Origin of the sequence: Acetobacterium wieringae, from assembly GCF_001766835.1 — a bacterium.
GTDB lineage: Bacteria > Bacillota > Clostridia > Eubacteriales > Eubacteriaceae > Acetobacterium > Acetobacterium wieringae.
Window position 1 is genome coordinate 94968 of sequence record NZ_LKEU01000010.1, and the last position, 18952, is coordinate 113919.

The 18952-nt window shown below is 45.1% G+C and carries 18 protein-coding genes and 2 riboswitches; of the genes, 2 read left to right on the top strand and 16 right to left on the bottom strand.

The genetic code is table 11. The features are described 5' to 3' along the window. Nucleotides 1-5: 5 nt before the first annotated feature. The 6 genes from ACWI_RS00930 to ACWI_RS00955 are packed head-to-tail and all read right to left on the bottom strand — an operon-like array spanning nucleotide 6 to nucleotide 4430. Nucleotides 6-590, bottom strand: coding sequence for a precorrin-2 dehydrogenase/sirohydrochlorin ferrochelatase family protein (locus ACWI_RS00930; RefSeq protein WP_070369551.1), 585 nt, complete (start codon nucleotides 588-590; stop codon nucleotides 6-8). Then, on the bottom strand, nucleotides 568-1860 hold the full coding sequence (hemA, locus tag ACWI_RS00935) for a glutamyl-tRNA reductase (protein WP_070369552.1): 1293 nt from the start codon (nucleotides 1858-1860) through the stop codon (nucleotides 568-570). The genes ACWI_RS00930 and hemA overlap by 23 nt, the downstream gene beginning before the upstream one ends. After that, nucleotides 1835-2677, bottom strand: a complete 843-nt coding sequence (locus ACWI_RS00940) for an energy-coupling factor ABC transporter ATP-binding protein (protein WP_070369553.1) — start codon at nucleotides 2675-2677, stop codon at nucleotides 1835-1837. The genes hemA and ACWI_RS00940 overlap by 26 nt, the downstream gene beginning before the upstream one ends. After that, the gene (cbiQ, locus tag ACWI_RS00945; RefSeq protein ID WP_070369554.1) at nucleotides 2670-3371 is read right to left on the bottom strand and encodes a cobalt ECF transporter T component CbiQ; all 702 of its coding nucleotides are present in this window, start codon (nucleotides 3369-3371) and stop codon (nucleotides 2670-2672) included. Before cbiQ ends, ACWI_RS00940 begins: the two co-directional genes overlap by 8 nt. 35 nt (nucleotides 3372-3406) lie before the next feature. Then, a complete protein-coding gene (locus ACWI_RS00950) occupies nucleotides 3407-3706 on the bottom strand; it encodes an energy-coupling factor ABC transporter substrate-binding protein (protein WP_070369555.1) in 300 nt (99 codons plus the stop codon). Continuing rightward, on the bottom strand, nucleotides 3684-4430 hold the full coding sequence (locus ACWI_RS00955; RefSeq protein WP_070369556.1) for an energy-coupling factor ABC transporter permease: 747 nt from the start codon (nucleotides 4428-4430) through the stop codon (nucleotides 3684-3686). Before ACWI_RS00955 ends, ACWI_RS00950 begins: the two co-directional genes overlap by 23 nt. Before the next feature lie 184 nt (nucleotides 4431-4614). Continuing rightward, a riboswitch (cobalamin riboswitch) is annotated at nucleotides 4615-4792 on the bottom strand. A 198-nt stretch (nucleotides 4793-4990) separates the two neighbouring features. On the opposite strand from ACWI_RS00955, the gene ACWI_RS00960 reads away from it, so the two are divergent. Continuing rightward, complete coding sequence (locus ACWI_RS00960; protein ID WP_084633423.1) at nucleotides 4991-7027, top strand: putative bifunctional diguanylate cyclase/phosphodiesterase; 2037 nt, start codon at nucleotides 4991-4993, stop codon at nucleotides 7025-7027. Between the two features lie 201 nt (nucleotides 7028-7228). Here the strand turns inward: ACWI_RS00960 and ACWI_RS00965 are convergent, their stop codons facing one another. The 4 genes from ACWI_RS00965 to ACWI_RS00980 all read right to left on the bottom strand — a co-directional run bounded on the left by ACWI_RS00965 (nucleotide 7229) and on the right by ACWI_RS00980 (nucleotide 11782). Beyond that, on the bottom strand, nucleotides 7229-9214 hold the full coding sequence (locus tag ACWI_RS00965) for an FtsX-like permease family protein (RefSeq protein WP_070369558.1): 1986 nt from the start codon (nucleotides 9212-9214) through the stop codon (nucleotides 7229-7231). Further along, complete coding sequence (locus ACWI_RS00970; RefSeq protein ID WP_070369559.1) at nucleotides 9207-9974, bottom strand: ABC transporter ATP-binding protein; 768 nt, start codon at nucleotides 9972-9974, stop codon at nucleotides 9207-9209. Before ACWI_RS00970 ends, ACWI_RS00965 begins: the two co-directional genes overlap by 8 nt. A 121-nt stretch (nucleotides 9975-10095) precedes the next feature. Continuing rightward, on the bottom strand, nucleotides 10096-11106 hold the full coding sequence (locus ACWI_RS00975) for a sensor histidine kinase (protein ID WP_070369560.1): 1011 nt from the start codon (nucleotides 11104-11106) through the stop codon (nucleotides 10096-10098). Nucleotide 11107: 1 nt separating this feature from the next. Then, nucleotides 11108-11782, bottom strand: a complete 675-nt coding sequence (locus ACWI_RS00980; protein WP_070369561.1) for a response regulator transcription factor — start codon at nucleotides 11780-11782, stop codon at nucleotides 11108-11110. Nucleotides 11783-12088: 306 nt separating this feature from the next. On the opposite strand from ACWI_RS00980, the gene ACWI_RS00985 reads away from it, so the two are divergent. Next, a complete protein-coding gene (locus ACWI_RS00985) occupies nucleotides 12089-13153 on the top strand; it encodes a chitobiase/beta-hexosaminidase C-terminal domain-containing protein (RefSeq protein WP_070369562.1) in 1065 nt (354 codons plus the stop codon). Nucleotides 13154-13224: 71 nt separating this feature from the next. On the opposite strand, the gene ACWI_RS00990 is transcribed toward ACWI_RS00985, so the two are convergent. From ACWI_RS00990 to cbiD, 6 genes are all read right to left on the bottom strand, one after another. Then, nucleotides 13225-14067, bottom strand: coding sequence for an MORN repeat-containing protein (locus tag ACWI_RS00990; protein WP_070369563.1), 843 nt, complete (start codon nucleotides 14065-14067; stop codon nucleotides 13225-13227). Between the two features lie 53 nt (nucleotides 14068-14120). Then, the gene (locus tag ACWI_RS00995; RefSeq protein ID WP_070369564.1) at nucleotides 14121-14882 is read right to left on the bottom strand and encodes a creatininase family protein; all 762 of its coding nucleotides are present in this window, start codon (nucleotides 14880-14882) and stop codon (nucleotides 14121-14123) included. 264 nt (nucleotides 14883-15146) lie between these two features. After that, nucleotides 15147-15860 carry a type 1 glutamine amidotransferase gene (locus ACWI_RS01000; protein ID WP_070369565.1) on the bottom strand — a complete coding sequence of 238 codons (714 nt, stop codon included), beginning with the start codon at nucleotides 15858-15860 and terminating at the stop codon, nucleotides 15147-15149. 478 nt (nucleotides 15861-16338) lie between these two features. Beyond that, a riboswitch (cobalamin riboswitch) is annotated at nucleotides 16339-16527 on the bottom strand. 89 nt (nucleotides 16528-16616) lie between these two features. Continuing rightward, a complete protein-coding gene (gene cbiT / locus ACWI_RS01005; protein ID WP_070369566.1) occupies nucleotides 16617-17195 on the bottom strand; it encodes a precorrin-6Y C5,15-methyltransferase (decarboxylating) subunit CbiT in 579 nt (192 codons plus the stop codon). Next, nucleotides 17188-17814: a precorrin-6y C5,15-methyltransferase (decarboxylating) subunit CbiE gene (cbiE, locus tag ACWI_RS01010; RefSeq protein ID WP_070369567.1), complete on the bottom strand. Its 627-nt coding sequence runs from the start codon at nucleotides 17812-17814 to the stop codon at nucleotides 17188-17190. The genes cbiT and cbiE overlap by 8 nt, the downstream gene beginning before the upstream one ends. Then, nucleotides 17802-18947 carry a cobalt-precorrin-5B (C(1))-methyltransferase CbiD gene (cbiD, locus tag ACWI_RS01015; RefSeq protein ID WP_070369568.1) on the bottom strand — a complete coding sequence of 382 codons (1146 nt, stop codon included), beginning with the start codon at nucleotides 18945-18947 and terminating at the stop codon, nucleotides 17802-17804. The genes cbiE and cbiD overlap by 13 nt, the downstream gene beginning before the upstream one ends. Between the last annotated feature and the right edge of the window lie 5 nt (nucleotides 18948-18952).

Here is an 18952-nt window from a genome sequence, read left to right on the forward strand (position 1 = left end):
GTCAGTTATTTTCCTAGTTTTGACCTGAGTTCCGCATTGGAACATCGGGACAAGGCTTTAAGTTCTGCGGTTTTTTCGTTCGGCGACCCATCGCCGGCTAAAACTGCCTGGCGCAGCAATCGCAATAAGGCGGTTTTTTCGGTGTAGCTGTCATCATAGTGCTCGGCCAACTCAGCAACAATCTGCTTCGTTAAGAAGGGACTTGCCCCTTCGGTACAGACCGACAGGGTTAAGTCCCCCCGGCGAATGACGCTGGGAAAAATGAAATCCGAATCATCGGGATCGTCGACCCGGTTACACCAGATTTTTTGGGCTTGACAGTCCTTTTTGATCTGCCCATTCAAGGCACGATTATCGGTTGCCGCCACCGCCAGATCAATGTCAGCCAACTGATCTTTGTGATAGCTGGCATAAATCAGGGTCAGCTGATTGTTCTCTGTTTTAATAATCCCCTCAGAAAAATCCGGACTCACAGCGATCACCTGCATGCCGTTTTCCAATAAGATGACAATCCGTCTGGCGGCCACCTTCCCGCCGCCGACCACCAGGGCCTTTTTATTTTTTAAATTAAATAACAGCGGTGTCATCATTTTGTTGATCTGCCAATGTTTTTTTGTCCTGAATACCCGGGAACAGGTAGGTCACGGTTTTTTCAATGCCAATAATTTCCTCTTCGCATTCCAGCGACTTCAGCTGTTTAATCGGCGGCATCACCATTTCCCTAAATTTAGAGCGGATTACCTTGGCCAGATAGACTTCTTCTTTTTCGGTCAGGTTTAATTTTCCGCAAAGGTTCTCAATCGTTTCCTCGGCCAGTTGCCGGGAGGTTTCGTTTAAATCCCGGACCATGTTGTCAACCTTGGCGTGCGTCACCCAGGACAACAGTCCATCGATTTCATCCTGAATTTCGGCTGCTATTTTTTCGGCGACTTTGACCCGATAGGCCATCTTTTCATCCATGATGTTTTTAAAATCATCAATGGTCAGCAGCGTAACCATCGGCAAATTGCCAACGGCTTCTTCGACATCCCGGGGCAGCGCCAGATCGATCACTGTCAGCGGTTTATGGAGCGGCTTCATTTCATCGGCTTTTAAAACAACATGGGGTGATGCGGTAGCGGTAATGATCACATCCATTTCAGGAATAATCGCATAGCGGTCTTCATAGTGGATCGTTTGGACGTTTTCATGAATCGCTTCGCACTGATCCATATTATGAAAGGTCCGGTTGGTCATGTAGGGATTCTGAAAGCCCTCGGCCTTCATATAGCGCAGTGCCAGCACGCCCATTTTTCCCGAACCGATGATCAGTATTTTTTTATCGCCATAATCTTTAGGATACTCCCGCTTGATATGCTTCACAGCGGTTGAACTTAAAGATAAGGGGGTTTCGGAAATTTTATAATCGGTTTTTACTTTTTTAGTAAAAGTGATCGCTTCGCGAAACATTTTTGTCAGGTATTTGCCACAGCCTTTAATTGCCTGAGATTTTTCCAGCGCATCCTTGACCTGGCCAAGGATCTGGTCCTCACCCAGAATCATCGAGTCGAGACCGGTGACCACCTCATAGAGATGAACCATCGCTTCCCGCTCTTTTTTGACAAACAGATAGGGCGCCAGTTCTGCTGATTTTTCGCTGAGATAAAAATCGGTTAAGATCTTTCCAGCTGCTTCAGGGTGGCGGGTTGACACATAGATTTCGCTGCGGTTGCAGGTCGACAGAATGATCACCTCGGCGATATCCTTTTCTTTTAAAAGGGTACGAATCGCTTCATTCAGGGTGCGATGGAGAAAAGCCCCTTTCTCCCGAATTTCTAAAGGTGTATCCTTATGATTAATGCCCGCTACTACCAGTTTCATCCGTTTGAACCTCCTTTTTCTGATTCCTGATCGCTTCTTCCAGAGCGGCAATACTGCGAAACCCTTTAATCCCCAGACACTGTTCCAGGCGAGTCATCGTCGCCTGTTCCAGACTGGCCGTTTCCAGGGCTTCGGTGTTTTTAAAAACGTCGGTGGTTTCACCTTCGACCAGTACCCCGCCATGATGGAGCACATAAGTATAATCACAAAATTCATAAATAAAATCCATATCATGGCTGGATAAAATAATCTTAATGCCTTTGGCCAAAGCGCCTTCAATAATCGCTTTAACCCCGGCCTTACTTTTAGGATCCAGTCCCAGGGTCGGTTCATCCATCAGAATGATCTCCGGTTCAACAGCTAACACCCCGGCCATGGCCACCCGTTTCTTTTGTCCATAACTGAGATAGTGAACTGGTCGGTCAGCCAACTGCGTTATGCCGGTCGCTTCCATGGCCGCCTGCACCCGCTGATCGATTTGCTCCGCTGCCATGCCCATGTTTCGCAGGGCAAAGGCCACATCGTCATAAATGCCGGAATAAAAGACCTGCTTATCCGATTCCTGGATGACCAGCCCAATCGATTTGCGAAATTCATAAAGTTTTTTTTTCTGATAGGATAAAGGTTGATCCTTAAAAAAAACGGTTCCCCCGGTGGGCTTGAGTAGCCCAATCAAGGCCGACATCAGGGTCGATTTGCCGGCTCCGTTTTCTCCGATCAGGGCGATGCAATTGCCCCGGCTGCCGTCAATCGACACCCCCTTGAGAGCGGTGGTGCCATCTGGATATTGATAGGTTAAATTTTCTGTTTTAATCATTTTTAAAACCTTTCCGATAGCTTACATGAAAGTCTCCCTGATATTGCTTAAGCTCCAGGGTTTTTGTCATTTCCTCGTAGCTCTGGATGGCCATGAGAAATAAATTGCTTAACATCATTGCGATGGATTGCAGTGCAACTCTTACATTACGGTAGCCAAACCGCAGTTCCTGCGCAGTTGCCATCAGTTTTATTTTGTCCCAGTAATCAAAGATGAAGCGGTAGGTTAAAATAAATATTTCTAAAAACGTATTACTAATGTGAGCTTTTTTCATGACTCCGGCGATCTGCATTACCGGGGTGGTGTAAATTAAAAAAAGCATACAGGAAACACCGGCCATAGCTCGGCAAAAAACCAGACTGGCCAGCACCAGATTGGTGGTGGTGATGCCGATGGTGAACTGGGAAAAGTTAACGGCCCATAAATAATCGCCGCCACCTTTTGAGATCGTAAACAATAACGCCAGGGCTCCGGGAATAACAAAGAGCGAATCAAAAATCAAGGTATGTAGATAAATCCGTACCGGAATTTTTGCCCACAGCAGGGTACAACCCACCATAACACCAAAAACCCCTGCCATATACAGGGGTTGATTGATAAAAAAGACTGACAGGAGCATGACCAATGAAACCACTACTTTGACAGTAGGATTGGCATTACTGAGTTTATTGGTATGGGCAAAACGATCAATCATGTCCGTCTCCTTCTAAAGATGCTGTTAATATTTGGCTAAGCTGATTTATCAGCCTTTTCATTTTTTTTCGATTTTTTATAAAGATAGAAAAAGCAGATTCCCAGTCCGCCGACGCCTAGCAGCTGTTGGAAATGAAACAGGTTTTCTTCCAGATCGCCGGGATCAAACAAACTTTCAAACCAGGGCACATAATTTTCATCGATTGTGGTGATAGCTGTTCCGGCGGCATCATCGGCTCCCGAAAATTCAGCGTCCGGCAAAGCAATCTGAGGGATAACAATCAGGGCGCCAATCAGCAAAACCAGAATAACTTTAGTTATCAGTGAGAGTTTCATTGGAAATAATCCCCTTTTCTTTATATTGGTAAATGGCATTAACTACCAGGACGGTTAAAATACCTTCGATAATGGCCAGCGGTATCTGGGTAATCGCAAAGATACTTAAAAACTTAACCATTGAAGCTGCAATCCCGCCAACCGGATCCGGAAAAGCCAGGCCCAACTGGATGGAAGTGGTTACATAGGTTGCCAGATCGGCTAAACACGCCGCCAGAAAAACGGTTAAGGCCTTCGGCACGTTGAGTTTTGACAAACCTTTGTAAATCCCATAAGCCACAAAAGATCCCACAATTGCCATTGAAAAGGCATTGGCGCCCAGGGTTGTCAGTCCGCCATGAGCCAACAGCAGCGCCTGAAACAATAGCGCAATGGTACCAACCACTACAGTGGCAAAGGGACCCAGTACAATGGCACCCAAACCAATCCCGGTCATATGTGAAGAGCTGCCAGTTACCGAAGGAAGTTTAAACGCTGATAAAGCAAAGGTGAACGCCGTGGCAATGGCTAACAGCACTTTTTGTTCGGGTTTATCTTTAAATATTTTTCCCACCTGATATAATCCAAATGCGATAAACGGTAGGGAACATATCCACCAGAAGACTGCCCAGCCAATCGGCAGAAACCCTTCCATGATATGCATGGCGTTGACTGGCTGTGATGCCAGAACGACCATAAAAAACACAATACCGGCAACGGTCATGGTTCTTTTTGCTTTTTTCATCTTAACGATCAACCTCCATATTTTTATAACCTCTTGAAAAAACCTTTCCGAAAAAAAAACCTTTTACCCACATTACGATGGGAAAAAAGGTTTCATCATTATACGTATTCATCAATTCGATAACTAAACGCCAAAGAACCAACTTTTGTTAATGTTACTAACTTCCCTTTTCCCTGGAAGGACACTTTAGTACATCATTTTAGTAGGTTTCCTGACTTATAGCGTTTATTCCCCTTGCCTTCCCAGACAATACGTGCCCAGTGACATATTAAGGAGACATAACTAATTACAGTGACCGGATCGTTCTGGATTCTAACCAGATTCCCTCAATGAAATTTTCATCCTAAATGATTTTTTACATTTCTTATTTGATTGTGTTTATATTATAACATGGATATGACAAAAGTACAGGTTTTTTTAGATGCCTTAAGGCTAAAAAACGGCTTTCCTGAAATCACTGCAGATAATTTTTTAGTTAGCGTTCTATCACTCGCAATCAGATCCCAAAAATGATACAATAGAGCAGCATATTTGTAATTCTTTAATGGTAAAGAGGTGGTATGATGAACAACATTAAATTCAAGCGAACCATACCGGTTGTGTTCGATTTATTAAATGCCGAAGATGATCCTGCCCAAATACTGTATTATCAAAATCTAATCACCTGTATGTGGGCGTCGCCCCTTTTATTTTTGGGCGCCCTGGCCAATATCATTGTTGTGTACTTTTTTTGGGGCGGCAATTTAGTTGAGGTTCTGTTAAACAGCGGGATATTTTTATTGCTGGGGCTAAGCTTTGAATTCATTTCCCGAAAAGAATTGACTATCAATTTATTTGATCATCTCGTTTCACTCACCCAATCCATCACTCTGGCTTTTATCGTCGTCCAATACTACCAGATTATCGGTCCGGCAGTATGGTCTGTTTCGTTTGTGATGATTATCCTTTCACTGATGCGATTAAAAATAACGATGCTTTATTACATTGCCATAACCACCTTTGTCTGCGGCTTGTATGTCACCTTTTTGTTGCCAGTTGACGGATTTCTTTTTAGCCCGGTTTATTTTTTAATTCAAAATCTGCTGTTCTGCTTTATTTTCTGCCTGGCTTCAGCAACTTTTTATCTGAATTTGAATCGCTATGATAAAGCCGTGGTTCGTCTGAATGCGGTTACTTCGCAAAAAGAAAAAATTGCCCGGCTCTACAAAAAACTAATCCTTACCAAAAAGACACTGACCGTTCAGAATCAGGAACTTCAGGCCTTCAATGAAGAAATAAGGAAGAACGAAGAGCGGCTCCATTTTCTGGCGTATTACGATGGTCTGACCGAGCTCCCTAATCGCAAAATGATTCTGGAACGCTTGCATCTACTCGTTAATCTTTCCGAAAATGAAAAGGCATCCTTTTTTATTGTCTTTATCGATCTGGATAATTTTAAAAAAATCAATGATACCATGGGCCATCTCTATGGTGACGACTATTTAAGGTATACTGCCAAGCGTTTGAAGGAGCTCGTTCATGAAGATGATTTACTTGGCCGATTGGGCGGCGATGAATTTGCCCTGATCATTCAGCGGAATATCAAAGAAGATGCTGTTTACAACTACGTGGAAAGCCTGCGCAATGAACTCTGTGATAAAATCAAAACCAGCTGCTCAGAATTTAAAGTCAGTGCCAGCTTCGGTATCTCGGTCTTCCCGCAGGATGGCAAGGATCCCATTGAGCTGCTTAACAGTGCCGATACCTCAATGTACAAGGCCAAAGAGCTGGGCCGCAATAACATTCAATTTTTCAGACCGGACATGAAAGAAGAAATTCTTAATAAGATTCAAATGGAATCCCTGCTCTTGAAAGCCTATGAGAATAAGGAATTTTTCATTGAGTATCAGCCTCAGTTTAATGCCGAGGATCATCGCATCCGCGGCTTTGAAGCCCTGATCCGCTGGGACTCCCCCCACTATGGCCGGGTTGCTCCGATGAACTTTATCCCCCTGGCTGAAGAAATGGGGCTGATCATCGGCATCGGCCACTGGGTGCTTCTGACCGCCTGTCATAAATTCAAGGAACTGGATATGCGTTTTGATCAGAATCTCTGCGTCTCGGTGAATGTCTCGGCGGTGCAAATGCGGGACAAAAACTTTGTCGACACGGTTAAAAACGTTCTTTCCGAAACCAGCATGGATCCCAGGCAGTTGGAACTGGAAATTACCGAATCCCTCTTTATCGATAACATCGAAGAAACCATTGACATGCTCAATGAAATCAAAGCGTTAAATGTCCGAATTTCCCTGGATGATTTCGGCACCGGGTTTTCGTCCCTGAGCTATCTAAGGCGGCTGCCGATTGACACCTTAAAAATTGACAAATCCTTCATTGATGATCTCTCCGATCAGGATTCCTCAATCCGCATTGTCGGCGATATCATTTCGTTGGGTCATAACCTGGATGCCCATATTGTTGCCGAAGGTATTGAAAACAGCACCCAACTGGACTATTTAAAAGCCAACAACTGCGATTGCATTCAGGGCTTTATGTTTGGCAAACCCATGAGCGTTAAAGACATGGAAGCACTACTTCAAAAAAATCCCCTGAAATAGGAAACGCACAAACTACCGTACCGATCAATTGTTAATCTGTTATTCGCTGCGGGATCGGACAGGCTCTGCCATGTCCGCCCCGATGCGTAGGGTCTGACCCCTAGGTCACAACATGATGTAACAATTGTCGGTACTAAGTTATCTTTTTTGATAGTCAAAAATCCCCTGAAATTGGGGATTTTTTAGTTGCCGCAGTTGTTCTTAATGGATCATCTTATAATATGATCTGGCGGTAAGCAGATAGACGCCGGTATAAACCAGGGCATAAACGACAACACCAGCCAGAGTGCATAAAAAGATCAGCGTTACGTTGGTCAGCCGGAAGGCAGCCAGCATTTTGGTGATCACCGGGAAGGCAAAAGCCACATGAACAATGGCACCGGCCAGGGGCAAAAAGAACACCATCAGAATCTGCTTACGGATGGTTTTTTTAACCTCGGTTTTATCCATTCCCACCTTCTCCATGATCTCAAACCGTTCACTGTCTTCATAGCCTTCGGAAATCTGTTTGAAATAAATAATTAAGACCGTTGCCATCATAAAGAGTGATCCTAAAAATACCCCCAGAAACAAAAATCCACCAAAAAAGAAATACAATTCCGTCAATGCTTCATACAGGTTTTGGATGTTGATATCTGGATTGCTCTGGGTTACCGCTGTCCGCAGATTAGCGGAAAAGGTGTTGAGGGTGTCCTCGTCCCCATCGAGATTAAACATCAGGGCATGGAGGGTGGTCTGGGGATCATCGTCGTTTTTCATGGTCTGATAAACGGCCTCCATAACTGCATCATCTTTGACAATCAGGTAGTAGGTTTGGCCCATATCCTGAGTCTTTTTAAAGTCCATTGGAATGGCTTCCAGCTGTTCAGTAATCAGATACTGCTGATCGCCAAAAACAATGGTCGCTTGGCCATAATTGTCACCCACCGAAAAGATCAGCATTTCATTTTCAGCCAGACTTTTGTTGCCACCGGTTAAGCGGTTATAGTCGTCCAAGGGAATCAGGGTTATGTTTGAGATCCTTTCGTAATACCTGGCATCGGTGCTTTCATCATCAACCATATCCTTCAGAAAATGACTACCTTCCTGAAAAGCTCGAAAACGAGCCAAATCAAAAGAAATTTCATCGCTACTCCTCACCATTAATTTTTCTTTTTCTGATTCAAGCAGCGCTTTGACTTCATCGAAGTCAGTGTTGCCTGCTTCGCCGATAATGCTGACATCCATGGGATAAAAATCCCGACGCATCCCTTCCTGACCGACATACAAGGATACCGTTGTCGACAGGGTGACTAACACCATGGTGCTCAAAATACAGATATTGGCCAGCCCCACGGCGTTTTGTTTCATCCGGTAAATCATCCCCGATACTGAAATAAAATTGCGGGACTGATAATAAAATTTTTTGTTCTTTTTCAGTTGTTTTAGCAGGGTAATGCTCCCGGAAATAAATAAGGCATAGGTTCCGATGATGACAAATACCACTGCCACAAAGAAAAGCATCAGTGCCTCTAGTGGTGTTTTAACCGACAGGGCAATTCCATAACCCGCCCCCAGGGAAACAAGCCCGATCACGGTAACAATCCAGGAAGATTTTGGTTCTTTCTCCCCATGCTGTCCGCCTTTTAGAAGATCGATGGGGTTTGAGAGTTTTACTTGCAAAAAATTTGTCAGGAGCGTCAAGCCAAAGATGACCAGAAACACCCCGGTGGTGATTAACAGCCCCCAATAATCAATATGAAAACTTAGGGGACTCTTGAAATGAACAATATTCAAAAGCAGTAAAAACAGCAATTTGCCAATCAGTATGCCGCCGATCAGTCCCAGACTCAGGCTGATCACCGTCACAAAGACGGTTTCATAAAACAACACCCGGGCGATATGCTTTTTTTCCAGACCCAGGATGCTGTATAAGCCCAGTTCTTTTTTGCGCCGTTTGATCAAAAAACTGTTGGTGTAAAAAAGAAAAATAACCGCAAATATACCAATCACAATGATCCCCAGAAAAAGAATGGTCTTTAAATTGATCGATCCTGGCATTTGATCGAGGCCCTTGTTACTGTGGATCGAAACCATGGTGTAAAAAGCAATGATCGATCCGATACAGGTTAGAATATAGGGAATGTAGGTATTTCCGTTCTTCTTGAGGTTAACCAGTGCCAGCCGGGGATAAAAGAACTTATTCACAATCCTCACCTCCCGACGCCAGCACCGACAATGTATAGGAGATTTTCTGATACATATCATCGTTGCTCATCGAACCCCGATAGATCTGATTGTAGATTTCGCCATCTTTAATAAACAAAACCCGATTGGCATGGCTGGCAGCTGCCACGGAATGGGTAACTATCAGAATGGTCTGTCCCAGTTCATTGATGGCTGAAAAAATCTTTAGCAGATTCATTGCCGCCTTGGAATCCAGGGCTCCGGTCGGCTCATCGGCCAGTACCAGCTTGGGCTGGGTAATCAACGCCCGGGCCACAGCCGCCCGCTGTTTTTGTCCCCCGGAAACCTCATAGGGAAATTTCTTTAATATTTCTTCGATGTTTAATCGTTTGGCCAACGGACCCAGTCGGCTGTTCATTTCCTGATAATTTTTTTGAGCCAGCACCAGCGGCAAAAAGATATTATCCTGAATCGAAAAGGTATCGAGCAGGTTAAAGTCCTGAAAAACAAAGCCCAGATTGTCCCGCCGAAAGGCTGAGATCTCACTGTCCTTGATGGTGACAATGTTCTTTCCATCAAGAAATACTTCGCCACTGGTAGGCTTATCCAACGAGGCCAGAATGTTGAGCAGGGTCGTTTTTCCCGAACCGGATTCCCCCATAATGGCCACGTACTCGCCTTGCTCCACCGAGAAGCTGACGTTGGATAGGGCCTGAACCTGATTTCCGCCAAAGCGGGTGGTATAAATTTTCTTTAAATTCTTTACTTCAAGTAATCGCATATTTTTTCCCCTGATCTTAGATTTATTTTATCGATAACCAAAGTATAACGAAAAAGAAAAGAGCCAGCCATCGCTTTGCCTTACATTTCGATTGTTAATCTTACACTTTTGTAAGATTGGCTTAGAGCGCTTCAAATCCTCGGGTTGCCAGATCAATGCTGACCCGGGTACCCTGCCCCACCTGGGAGGCTACCGTGATCGAATGCGAGAGCTTATTTAACACCTGCTGACACAGATAAAGACCAATCCCAGTGGATTTTTTATCCATTCTGCCATTGTAACCCGTAAAGCCCCGGTCAAAAATCCGGGCAATGTCTTCGGCTCGGATGCCGACGCCGGTGTCTTCGATGATCAAAGTTTTTTCTGCCTGGTGATCGAGATAAATGGAAATCTTACCCTGATTGGTGTACTTCAGCGCATTGGAAATAATCTGTTCCAGCACAAAGACCAGCCATTTTTCATCAGTCAGAACCCGGCAATCGAGTTCTGCCAACTCCAGCGATATTTTTTTATTGATAAAAATAATGCCATATTTTTTTACCGCCTGTCGGACCAGATCCCCCAGATCATACTCAACCAGCAGCAAGTCTGCGGACATGCTCTCCAGCCGTAAATACTGCAGCACCATCTCCACGTATTGTTCGATCTTAAAAAGTTCCTGCCGATAGGCACTGATCCGTTCCCGATCCCCCTCTTCGGTCTGCAGTAGCACCCCCATGGCCGAGATCGGGGTTTTAATCTGGTGGGCCCATAAGGTATAGTAGTCGATCATATCGGTTTGACGGTTATCAAACTGGGAGATCAGTTCAGCCCGACTCTCGGCCAGCACCCGAATCAGAGTTTGATAATTCTCTTCCAGTAAATCCCGGGGCTTTGGTAATTCCCCTACCCCGGCAGTGGCTCCGCTAATTGCTGCATTCAAACGCTGATGTTTTTGATAAAAGCGCCAAAAATCGATACTGGCAAAAACGACTGCCAGTGCCGTTACTAATTCGGCACTGTAAACAATCGGCTCCAGCGGCAGATAGTAGAGCGCATAGACCAGCGCATAGACCAGCATCATTAACACAAATGCAGCAATTACCTTGATCCGGCTTTTCAGGTAGGCCTTAAAAACAAATGTCATGTTCATCTTAGTCTCCAATCAAATAACCGACGCCTTTTTTGGTGGCAATAAAATCCGACAATCCGGCCTCATCCAGTTTTTTGCGGAGCCTGGCGATATTAACCGTTAGCGTATTGTCATCCACAAAGCAGTCACTGTCCCAGAGCCGTTTCATAATCACATCCCGGGAAACCACTTCGCCCTTGTTTTCCAGCAGAATCTGGAGGGTCTTAAACTCATTTTTACTCAGCTCCACTTTTTGATCCGCATAGCTCAGGCTGGCATCACCGAGATTCAAAATCGCACCTTTATGTTCCAGCAGGTTGACCTGACCCTGAAAGGAGTAGGTTCGCCGCAGTAGGGCCTGAATTTTTGCCACCACCACCGCCAGATCAAAGGGCTTTGCAATAAAGTCATCCCCGCCCATATTCATGGCCATGACGATGTTCATATTGTCACTGGTGGAGGAAATAAAGATAATCGGTACCTTGGAAATCTTGCGGATCTCGCTGCACCAGTGGTAGCCGTTAAAAAATGGCAGTGAGATATCCAGAAGCACCAGCTGGGGATCGTAAGTCACAAATTCATCCAAAATATAATGAAAATCATCGATAGTCACTGCTTCAAGTCCCCATTTTTCCAAATGATTTTTTAACGCATTTGCGATAATCTGATCATCTTCGATAATTAGTATTTTATACATATAATCCATCCAATCATTTTTTCACCGGCAGACAAAATACTCATGATCAAGGCGAAACACGCATGATTCGTTGCCAGTTATTCACTATTATAAAGCAAATCAAGCAGATTTCAAAATCCAACTGATTAGATTGTTCATATTTTTTAAAACTCGTCAATAACAACTATATAAAAATCCGGTAAATGGGTATAGATTTAATAACGACACGGTTAATTATTTGGATGATCAATTCCCTGCCATTTCTTAACTTTTGTAGCGCAGAATTTTTACGTGTTTCGATTCCAACCCGGACAAGGAGGGGTAAAAATGACTGATCACGAACACTCACCTGACCGCAATGACGCCAAATCAGCTCATGACGAATTAAATTGGGCTGAACTGGAGCGAACTGAGGTCGACTCAAATCAAAACCACTCATCACCAATTGTTCCACCACCAAAAAAAAGCAAAAAAAAATTGATTATCATCCTGGCAATTGTTGGCAGTATTCTGATTCTTGGTGGCCTCACTTTTTTCCTGTACAATCAGTTTGCCTCAGCCAATCTGACCAGTGAAGAAAAAATTGAGAAAACCACCGATCAGGATGAACTAAAAAAACTCTATGACGAACTGCTCAGTTCCTATGCAACCTCCGGAAAATCCGAAGCTGAGATTCTGGCCTTACTGGAACGGGCCGCCAAAGAAACCGGGGATCAAAGCTACATTCAAAACCAGGACAGCTATCTGGTTAAACCGCCCAGTTTCAACCTGGCTCCGGGCAGCTATGAGGGTACCCAAAACCTGGAAATCATCAAGGGTAACTCTGGTTATACGATTTATTATACCGTTGATGGCAATGTCCCCGACAAGACCTCGCCAAAATACACCAGTGCCATTCCCCTACCCCTTGGCGAAACCACGGTTAAAGCCGTCGCAGTGAGCGATAAAGGCTTTTCCAGTGCAACGATTGAAGGAAAATACATCCTGACCGCCCCCCAAGCCAATACCCAGTCTGTGCTAACCCCGGAAGAATTCATTAACAAAATCTATGGCGTATGGTATAAAACCGATTATGGCAATTCGTTGTCGATTTCTCAAACGACCTATACCGAGCACATCCCCAACCCTCTTAGCAATGCAACCAGTGATTATAGTGTTGTTTCAACCACTGATAACGGCGGGACCATCAAGGTTCTTAATTTTACGGTTGAAGGCTACAATGCAGGTGATATCCTGATTGAATTTGATTTTGGAACCCCTGGTGATAATCAGATGCGGCTCCGTCATGAAGGCAAACCCTGGTGGGACTATGCCGCTGCTGAATATATCGGTAGCGGTCAATATCATTTACCTTTCCAATTTGCCGGATCCGATATTATTACCCTGAATTAGCGCACTACTGCCAATACTAAAAACTCCCAGTCGTATGACCGGGAGTTTTTCTGGGTTACAGTTATTAAATTCTATTCCACACTCCAGGCTTCCACATTAGGAATGGTGTTTTCCTCGCCGCCATCGGTGGTGTAGGTATAGAGGTATTCAACGGTACCCCAGACCGTTACCATTTGACCTTCAACCAGCGGTGCTTCACCCGAATTCAAGCGATAATAGACCTGAACCATCTGATTGGGATCATCATTGACATCCATGATAAAATCACAGAAGTATTGCTGATTTTCATAATTTTCATAAACCTGAAAAACCCGTCCTGTCATCTTGACTTTTTTTCCAGTTTCATTTTTGGCGTTATCAACGATTTCGGCGTAGGATATTTCTGCGGTTTGCGCTTTAAACGGATCCAGGCGTACCTTTCGCTGAACCAGCGTCTCGTTATAGTAGCCCATATCAAAATCGCCTTCGTAAATCACCTCGCCATAATAGTTGTAAAGCGTACCCTGTCCGTCATAACGATTATCAGTGTAATTGCCATCATATATGAGATTCTTATTAAGATATTCTTGTCCCGGCCCATTTAACAAATCATTCTGGTAGTAGCCTTCCTGCATAAACCCATCTTCCCAGACAGTTTGCCCGCTCCCCTGAAAATGACCTTGTTCCCATTCGCCCTCATAGGTCCAGGCCACTTCATCCTCGTCGGAAACAGTAAAGACACCATTCCCCTGGGGTAAACCTTTGACCAATTGACCCGTATAAGTGCCGGTTTTCTCACCAAACGACAAGGCCAGAGTGATTTCCTGATTTTTTACCGACTCTGACTTGTTGCCAAAAATTCCCGGGATCAGCGAACAGCCCGACAGGAACACGACTAAACCAAGCATTGTCAGTAGCACCATTAATTTTTTCATTACTTAACCACCTCTTTTCATTTTATCAGAACTATCCTTTTACCACCAAAAAACTAATACTCCCAACCCCGGCTATTCATTTCTTCAATGGCGCTGGCCACCAAATCGACAAAGATCTCAAGCATTTGCTCGCCTTTTTTTATGCTGGCTTTTGTGGGGTCGCCAGTGGCCCCAGTGGCCGTGAGTTCCTTGATATCCCAGATAATGTCAACCTTTTCATTGATCTTAATGACATTTTCCGGTACCTGGGATACCGCATCTTCCAGCTTGACCAGTTCCGGGCGTAGCGCCATCATAATCGAGGTTTCGCCTTCACCGCCATGGCCCAGGCCGTTCCAGACTTCAAAGCGGTCACCCATAATCGGACCAACCTTGGTCCACCAGTCCGGCAGATACAAAAATTTTGCCTCCCGATGGCGATCCTTGACCTTATGGGCGGCTATTTCGAGCGCCGGAATATTACCGTCATGACCATTTAGAATATAAATGTGTTTGATGCCATTGTTAATCAGACTCTCAAAGATATCCTCGGCAATGGCAATCTCGGTTTCATAGCGCAAGGTGATTGACATCGGGTAAGAGTTATAATGAATCGAAGTCCCAAAGGGAACGCAGGGTAGCACCACCACATTGTTAAGCTTCTGGGCCACTCGTTTGGCCACCTCGGAGGGCACAAAAAAGTCCGGCCCAAGGCAACAATGCCAGCCATGGCTCTCGCAGGATCCAAAGGTCACAATGGCGGTAACCTGATCGGCATTTTTTAACAGCTCCTGAACTTCCAGGGCGGTCATTTCGTTAAGCATTACCTTTTTCATTATAAAATTCCTTTCAATCAAATTGTTTCTTAGACTTTTGCACAAGTGCCGTGAGCTTCGCATTCAGTTTCGCACGAAACAATTTTTACACTGTACGTCGTACAGGCTATCGCCTGTTCGCCTACACGTTACAAAATTGTTTGTGGAAACTAAACGCAAAGCAATTTTTGATCAACTCTTTTGAATTTTAGAATTGCTTAAATAGATTCTGATTTATATTTACCCACTTTTTCACCAGTCAGTTGTTGTGAATAAAGATTTTTATTAAATCCGGTCAGCTTCAACCAGTAGTTTCAGCTGGTCTAAAAAAGCTGCCATCCAGAGATTGTCCTGAAGGATGTATTCCGGGTGGGCCATGACTTCCTCCGGCCGCTGTACAAAATCACTGGGGATCATTTCATCGCCGCAATTTTTAATCAGATCTTTAATAATTGCCTGGGTATTTTCCAGATGAAACTGAAAGCCAAAAACCCGTTTCTGGTAGACGAAGGCCTGGTTTTGACAGGCGGCACTGGCTGCAATGACGGTGGCCTCCGGCGGCAACTCGACAAAGGTGTCCCCATGCCAGTGAAACACGACTGGATTGTCCGGGAAAAAGGCAAACAGTGGCGATGCTTTGGCTTCTTCAAAAAACGTGATCGGAAACCAACCGATTTCTTTTTGCTTATTTTTCACAACCTTCCCGCCGATGATATCCGCAATCAACTGACTGCCGAGACACAGTCCTAGGACTACCTTGTTGGCTTCAATAGCGGCTTTAATGAATGCTTTTTCGGCCTTCAGCCAGGGGTATTGCGCTTCTTCATAAATGTTCATCGGCCCCCCCATCACCACCAGCCAATCAAAATCACTCACCTCCGGCAGCGCTTCATCGTTATACAATTGTGTCGCAGTGACGGGATAATTGTTGGCTTGGGCCCATTTTAGAATACTGCCGGGATTTTCAAAGGCGACGTGCTGTAAATAGTGAATTCTCATCTGTGACCTTCCTATCTGAATAGTTATCAGTATTTTTTATAGCAAGTATACCATTTTCGGCGCTTTTTCAAAAATATTTTTTATTAAAAGAAATTTATTCCAATAAAAAAAGCGCATCCATAAGAAAATGCACTTCTTTTATTGGTGCTCAAATTTTTGGCCAGAAAAATCTAAGCAGAGGAATAATGTTTTCTATCAAAAATGTAAATTAATGAAAGCAAGGTAAATTCGGGGATGTCACACACCATCCCCGAGGAAGGGTATTAAATACTGACTTGGAGATGTCCCTTTATTCGAAGAGATTCTAAAATTGGCTAGGAGAAAGTAACCAACTGCCGGAAATCACACACTTCCCGGTTCGCTTGCGATCGTCACCGACGGCAAGACGAAAAAAAATCCTTCTCCAACGGAGAAGGATAAAAGAATCATACTTACAAATCTAAATATAATGCTCTTAAAGTCCTCTAAATCGGAGGTTGTTAAGAAATCACTACAAACAGGTCTTCTGGCTCAACAATCAACTTTCCATCTCCCTTCCCGCTAATTTCTTAACAGTGGCTATGAGACGGTCATCATGTTTTACAGCTGCGATTACAGCAAAGGATTTACACCTTTTTCCCTTGAATATAGGACAAGTTCACTATTTAATTGAATTCATTCTACACGAAAAACTGCTGCTTGTCAATAGCAGTTTTGCAGTAATTCCGAAACTATCGCAAGCTTACCGATCAGTTTCACATATACCGAAACTGTTGTTTACTTCACATCGCCGGTGATAATAAAAATTGGGTTGGCGGCCTTCAGCATCGTTAAACCACCGATGCCTTCGCCCCGGCTGATCCCTACCTGAATCAATTCCACATTCTGGAAATACTGGTTCATCAGGGTGGTGGCCTGGGCGGCGTTCTCCAGGGTAACGAAGTTGGCAATGACCCGGCCGCCGGGGCGGGTATTGGCCGTGCACCACTGGAACAGACCTTCCATATTACCACCGGAGCCACCGATGATGACCCGGTCCACTGGTTCTTTGATTTCGGCCAGTGCTTCCGGTGCTTTACCGGGAATAATCACCACATGGTCGGCGTGAAAATGTTCTTTGTTTTTTTGGACCAGTTCCAGCGCCGTTTCCTTGGCTTCCACGGCGTAGACCTTACCCTGGTCGGCGGCATAGGCCGCTTCCATGGTGAGACCGCCAGTGCCGGCGCCGATATCTACTACGACATCGCCAGGTTCAATCCCCAGCAATGAAATGGTCAGGATGCGGATTTCTCGTTTGGTCATTGGGGCCTTACCCCGAATAAAGGCCTCGTCTTTATATCCTGCTATCTTACTCATTGATTACCACCACGACTGCCAGTCCTTCCTCCTGATAGCTCAGGGCTTCTGCCACGGTTAGGCGGGTTATCTTTTCGTTGGGATAGGATAACTCCTCGCCCACATAAAGGATGCTGTTTTCACAACCGGCCGCTTGAAGGATTCCGGCAATGAATGCGGTATTATTATTTTTGTCGGTGAGAATGCCCAGCTTTTTATTTTCCGCCAGGGCGGCGGCTAAATCCTGATCCCGGCCGTGAAGGCTCATCAGTTTGGCATCCTCCCAACTGATGGCCAGTTTGGCAAAAAAATACTGCAGCGAACTGATCCCCGGGATACAGACGATGTCCTTTTCCGGCACCACTTTTTTGGCATAGGCCAACAGACTGTAAAAGCCACAATCGCCGGAAACTACCAGCGCGGTTTTCCGGCTCTGGTAGCCCTTAGCAACCTTTTCCATCAGCTCGCTCAGCGGGGTTCCCTTGCCGATAAAAAGCATTTCTTTACCACTGGCATCAAAGCTTTCGGCGTGGCGGGTGCCACAGAGAATCACTTCGGCGGCGGCAATTTCTTTTAAGGCGATGGGCAATATATAATCCGGATGTCCCGGTCCCAGTCCAATAATTTTTAATGGGTACATAATCGTTTCCTCAACTCTTCTGCGTCTTTGCTTTGTCCTAAAAAGCCATGGATCTTGGAAAACAGCACCACTTCGATATCAATAGTGCCATAAACCCGATCAGTGACTTTCTTCTTTACCACTTCGGCCAGCTGATTAAAATAGTCCGGCAGATTTTCGGCCAGGATTATATCGGTGGCTTCGTCGGTAGTTTTGGCGGCCATGATTTTTGCCATGGTATCCCGGGATGCACCCAGGATACCGGCATGGGCGGTCAGAATCTCCATCCGGCCATCAGCCACGCTGCTGTGGGTATTAAATATTCCGCCCGCTACCTTGACCAGCTTACCCAGATGGCCGATCAAAAGAATTTTATCAAAACCCATCCGTTCCGCCTCATCCAGCATAAAGCCGATAAAGTTGCTGGTCTTAACCAGCACATCTTCATTAAGCCCCAGTTCCTCCGAAAAATCTTTGCCATAGTTACCAGGCACAAAGATGATTTCTTTAAAGCCCTTGGCATGAAGCACCGAGAGTTCCAGTTTCAATGAAGCTTTCCAGGCCTCTTCGCTCATGGGTTCCACAATTCCGGTGGTACCGATAATCGACAACCCGCCTTCAATTCCCAGCTTGGGATTAAAGGTGCGCTTGGCCAATTCCACCCCCTGGGGAATTGACAGCTCTACCTGCCAGCCTTTGGGCAAATCGGACCGGTGCTTGACGGCGTCAGAATCCAGAACCGCACGAATTTCCTGGGTGATCATCTCTCTGGGAGTGGGATTAATGGCCGGTTGGCCCGGGGGGATGCTCAGTCCCACCGAGGTCACCGTCCCAACGCCAATGCCAGCAATAAAAGTGATCCCGGCCTGATCAGATGGGATCACCTTTGCAAAAATCTTAATGCCATTGGTCACATCCGGATCATCGCCAGCGTCTTTAACTACCGAACAGGACGCTTCACACTCGGAAAAAGTCTGATCATGGAGCACCAGATCGAGGGGCCAGCCTTTGGGCGTATTGATTTTTACCGTGTCCCATTTCTGTTGATTTAATAACATCAGCAGGGCGGCTTTGGCGGCCGCCGTGGCGCAGGAACCGGTGGTATAACCATAACGCATTATTTTGCCATTTTTTTCAACGGTTTTGTTAAACATCAACA

Bases quoted from the DNA above. Each gene is read 5' to 3' on its own strand.
- ACWI_RS00930 (WP_070369551.1), bottom strand. From the start codon at position 590: ATGATGACACCGCTGTTATTTAATTTAAAAAATAAAAAGGCCCTGGTG.
- hemA (WP_070369552.1), bottom strand. From the start codon at position 1,860: ATGAAACTGGTAGTAGCGGGCATTAATCATAAGGATACACCTTTAGAA.
- ACWI_RS00940 (WP_070369553.1), bottom strand. From the start codon at position 2,677: ATGATTAAAACAGAAAATTTAACCTATCAATATCCAGATGGCACCACC.
- cbiQ (WP_070369554.1), bottom strand. From the start codon at position 3,371: ATGATTGATCGTTTTGCCCATACCAATAAACTCAGTAATGCCAATCCT.
- ACWI_RS00950 (WP_070369555.1), bottom strand. From the start codon at position 3,706: ATGAAACTCTCACTGATAACTAAAGTTATTCTGGTTTTGCTGATTGGC.
- ACWI_RS00955 (WP_070369556.1), bottom strand. From the start codon at position 4,430: ATGAAAAAAGCAAAAAGAACCATGACCGTTGCCGGTATTGTGTTTTTT.
- ACWI_RS00960 (WP_084633423.1), top strand. From the start codon at position 4,991: ATGATGAACAACATTAAATTCAAGCGAACCATACCGGTTGTGTTCGAT.
- ACWI_RS00970 (WP_070369559.1), bottom strand. From the start codon at position 9,974: ATGCGATTACTTGAAGTAAAGAATTTAAAGAAAATTTATACCACCCGC.
- ACWI_RS00975 (WP_070369560.1), bottom strand. From the start codon at position 11,106: ATGAACATGACATTTGTTTTTAAGGCCTACCTGAAAAGCCGGATCAAG.
- ACWI_RS00980 (WP_070369561.1), bottom strand. From the start codon at position 11,782: ATGTATAAAATACTAATTATCGAAGATGATCAGATTATCGCAAATGCG.
- ACWI_RS00985 (WP_070369562.1), top strand. From the start codon at position 12,089: ATGACTGATCACGAACACTCACCTGACCGCAATGACGCCAAATCAGCT.
- ACWI_RS00990 (WP_070369563.1), bottom strand. From the start codon at position 14,067: ATGAAAAAATTAATGGTGCTACTGACAATGCTTGGTTTAGTCGTGTTC.
- ACWI_RS00995 (WP_070369564.1), bottom strand. From the start codon at position 14,882: ATGAAAAAGGTAATGCTTAACGAAATGACCGCCCTGGAAGTTCAGGAG.
- ACWI_RS01000 (WP_070369565.1), bottom strand. From the start codon at position 15,860: ATGAGAATTCACTATTTACAGCACGTCGCCTTTGAAAATCCCGGCAGT.
- cbiT (WP_070369566.1), bottom strand. From the start codon at position 17,195: ATGAGTAAGATAGCAGGATATAAAGACGAGGCCTTTATTCGGGGTAAG.
- cbiE (WP_070369567.1), bottom strand. From the start codon at position 17,814: ATGTACCCATTAAAAATTATTGGACTGGGACCGGGACATCCGGATTAT.
- cbiD (WP_070369568.1), bottom strand. From the start codon at position 18,947: ATGTTTAACAAAACCGTTGAAAAAAATGGCAAAATAATGCGTTATGGT.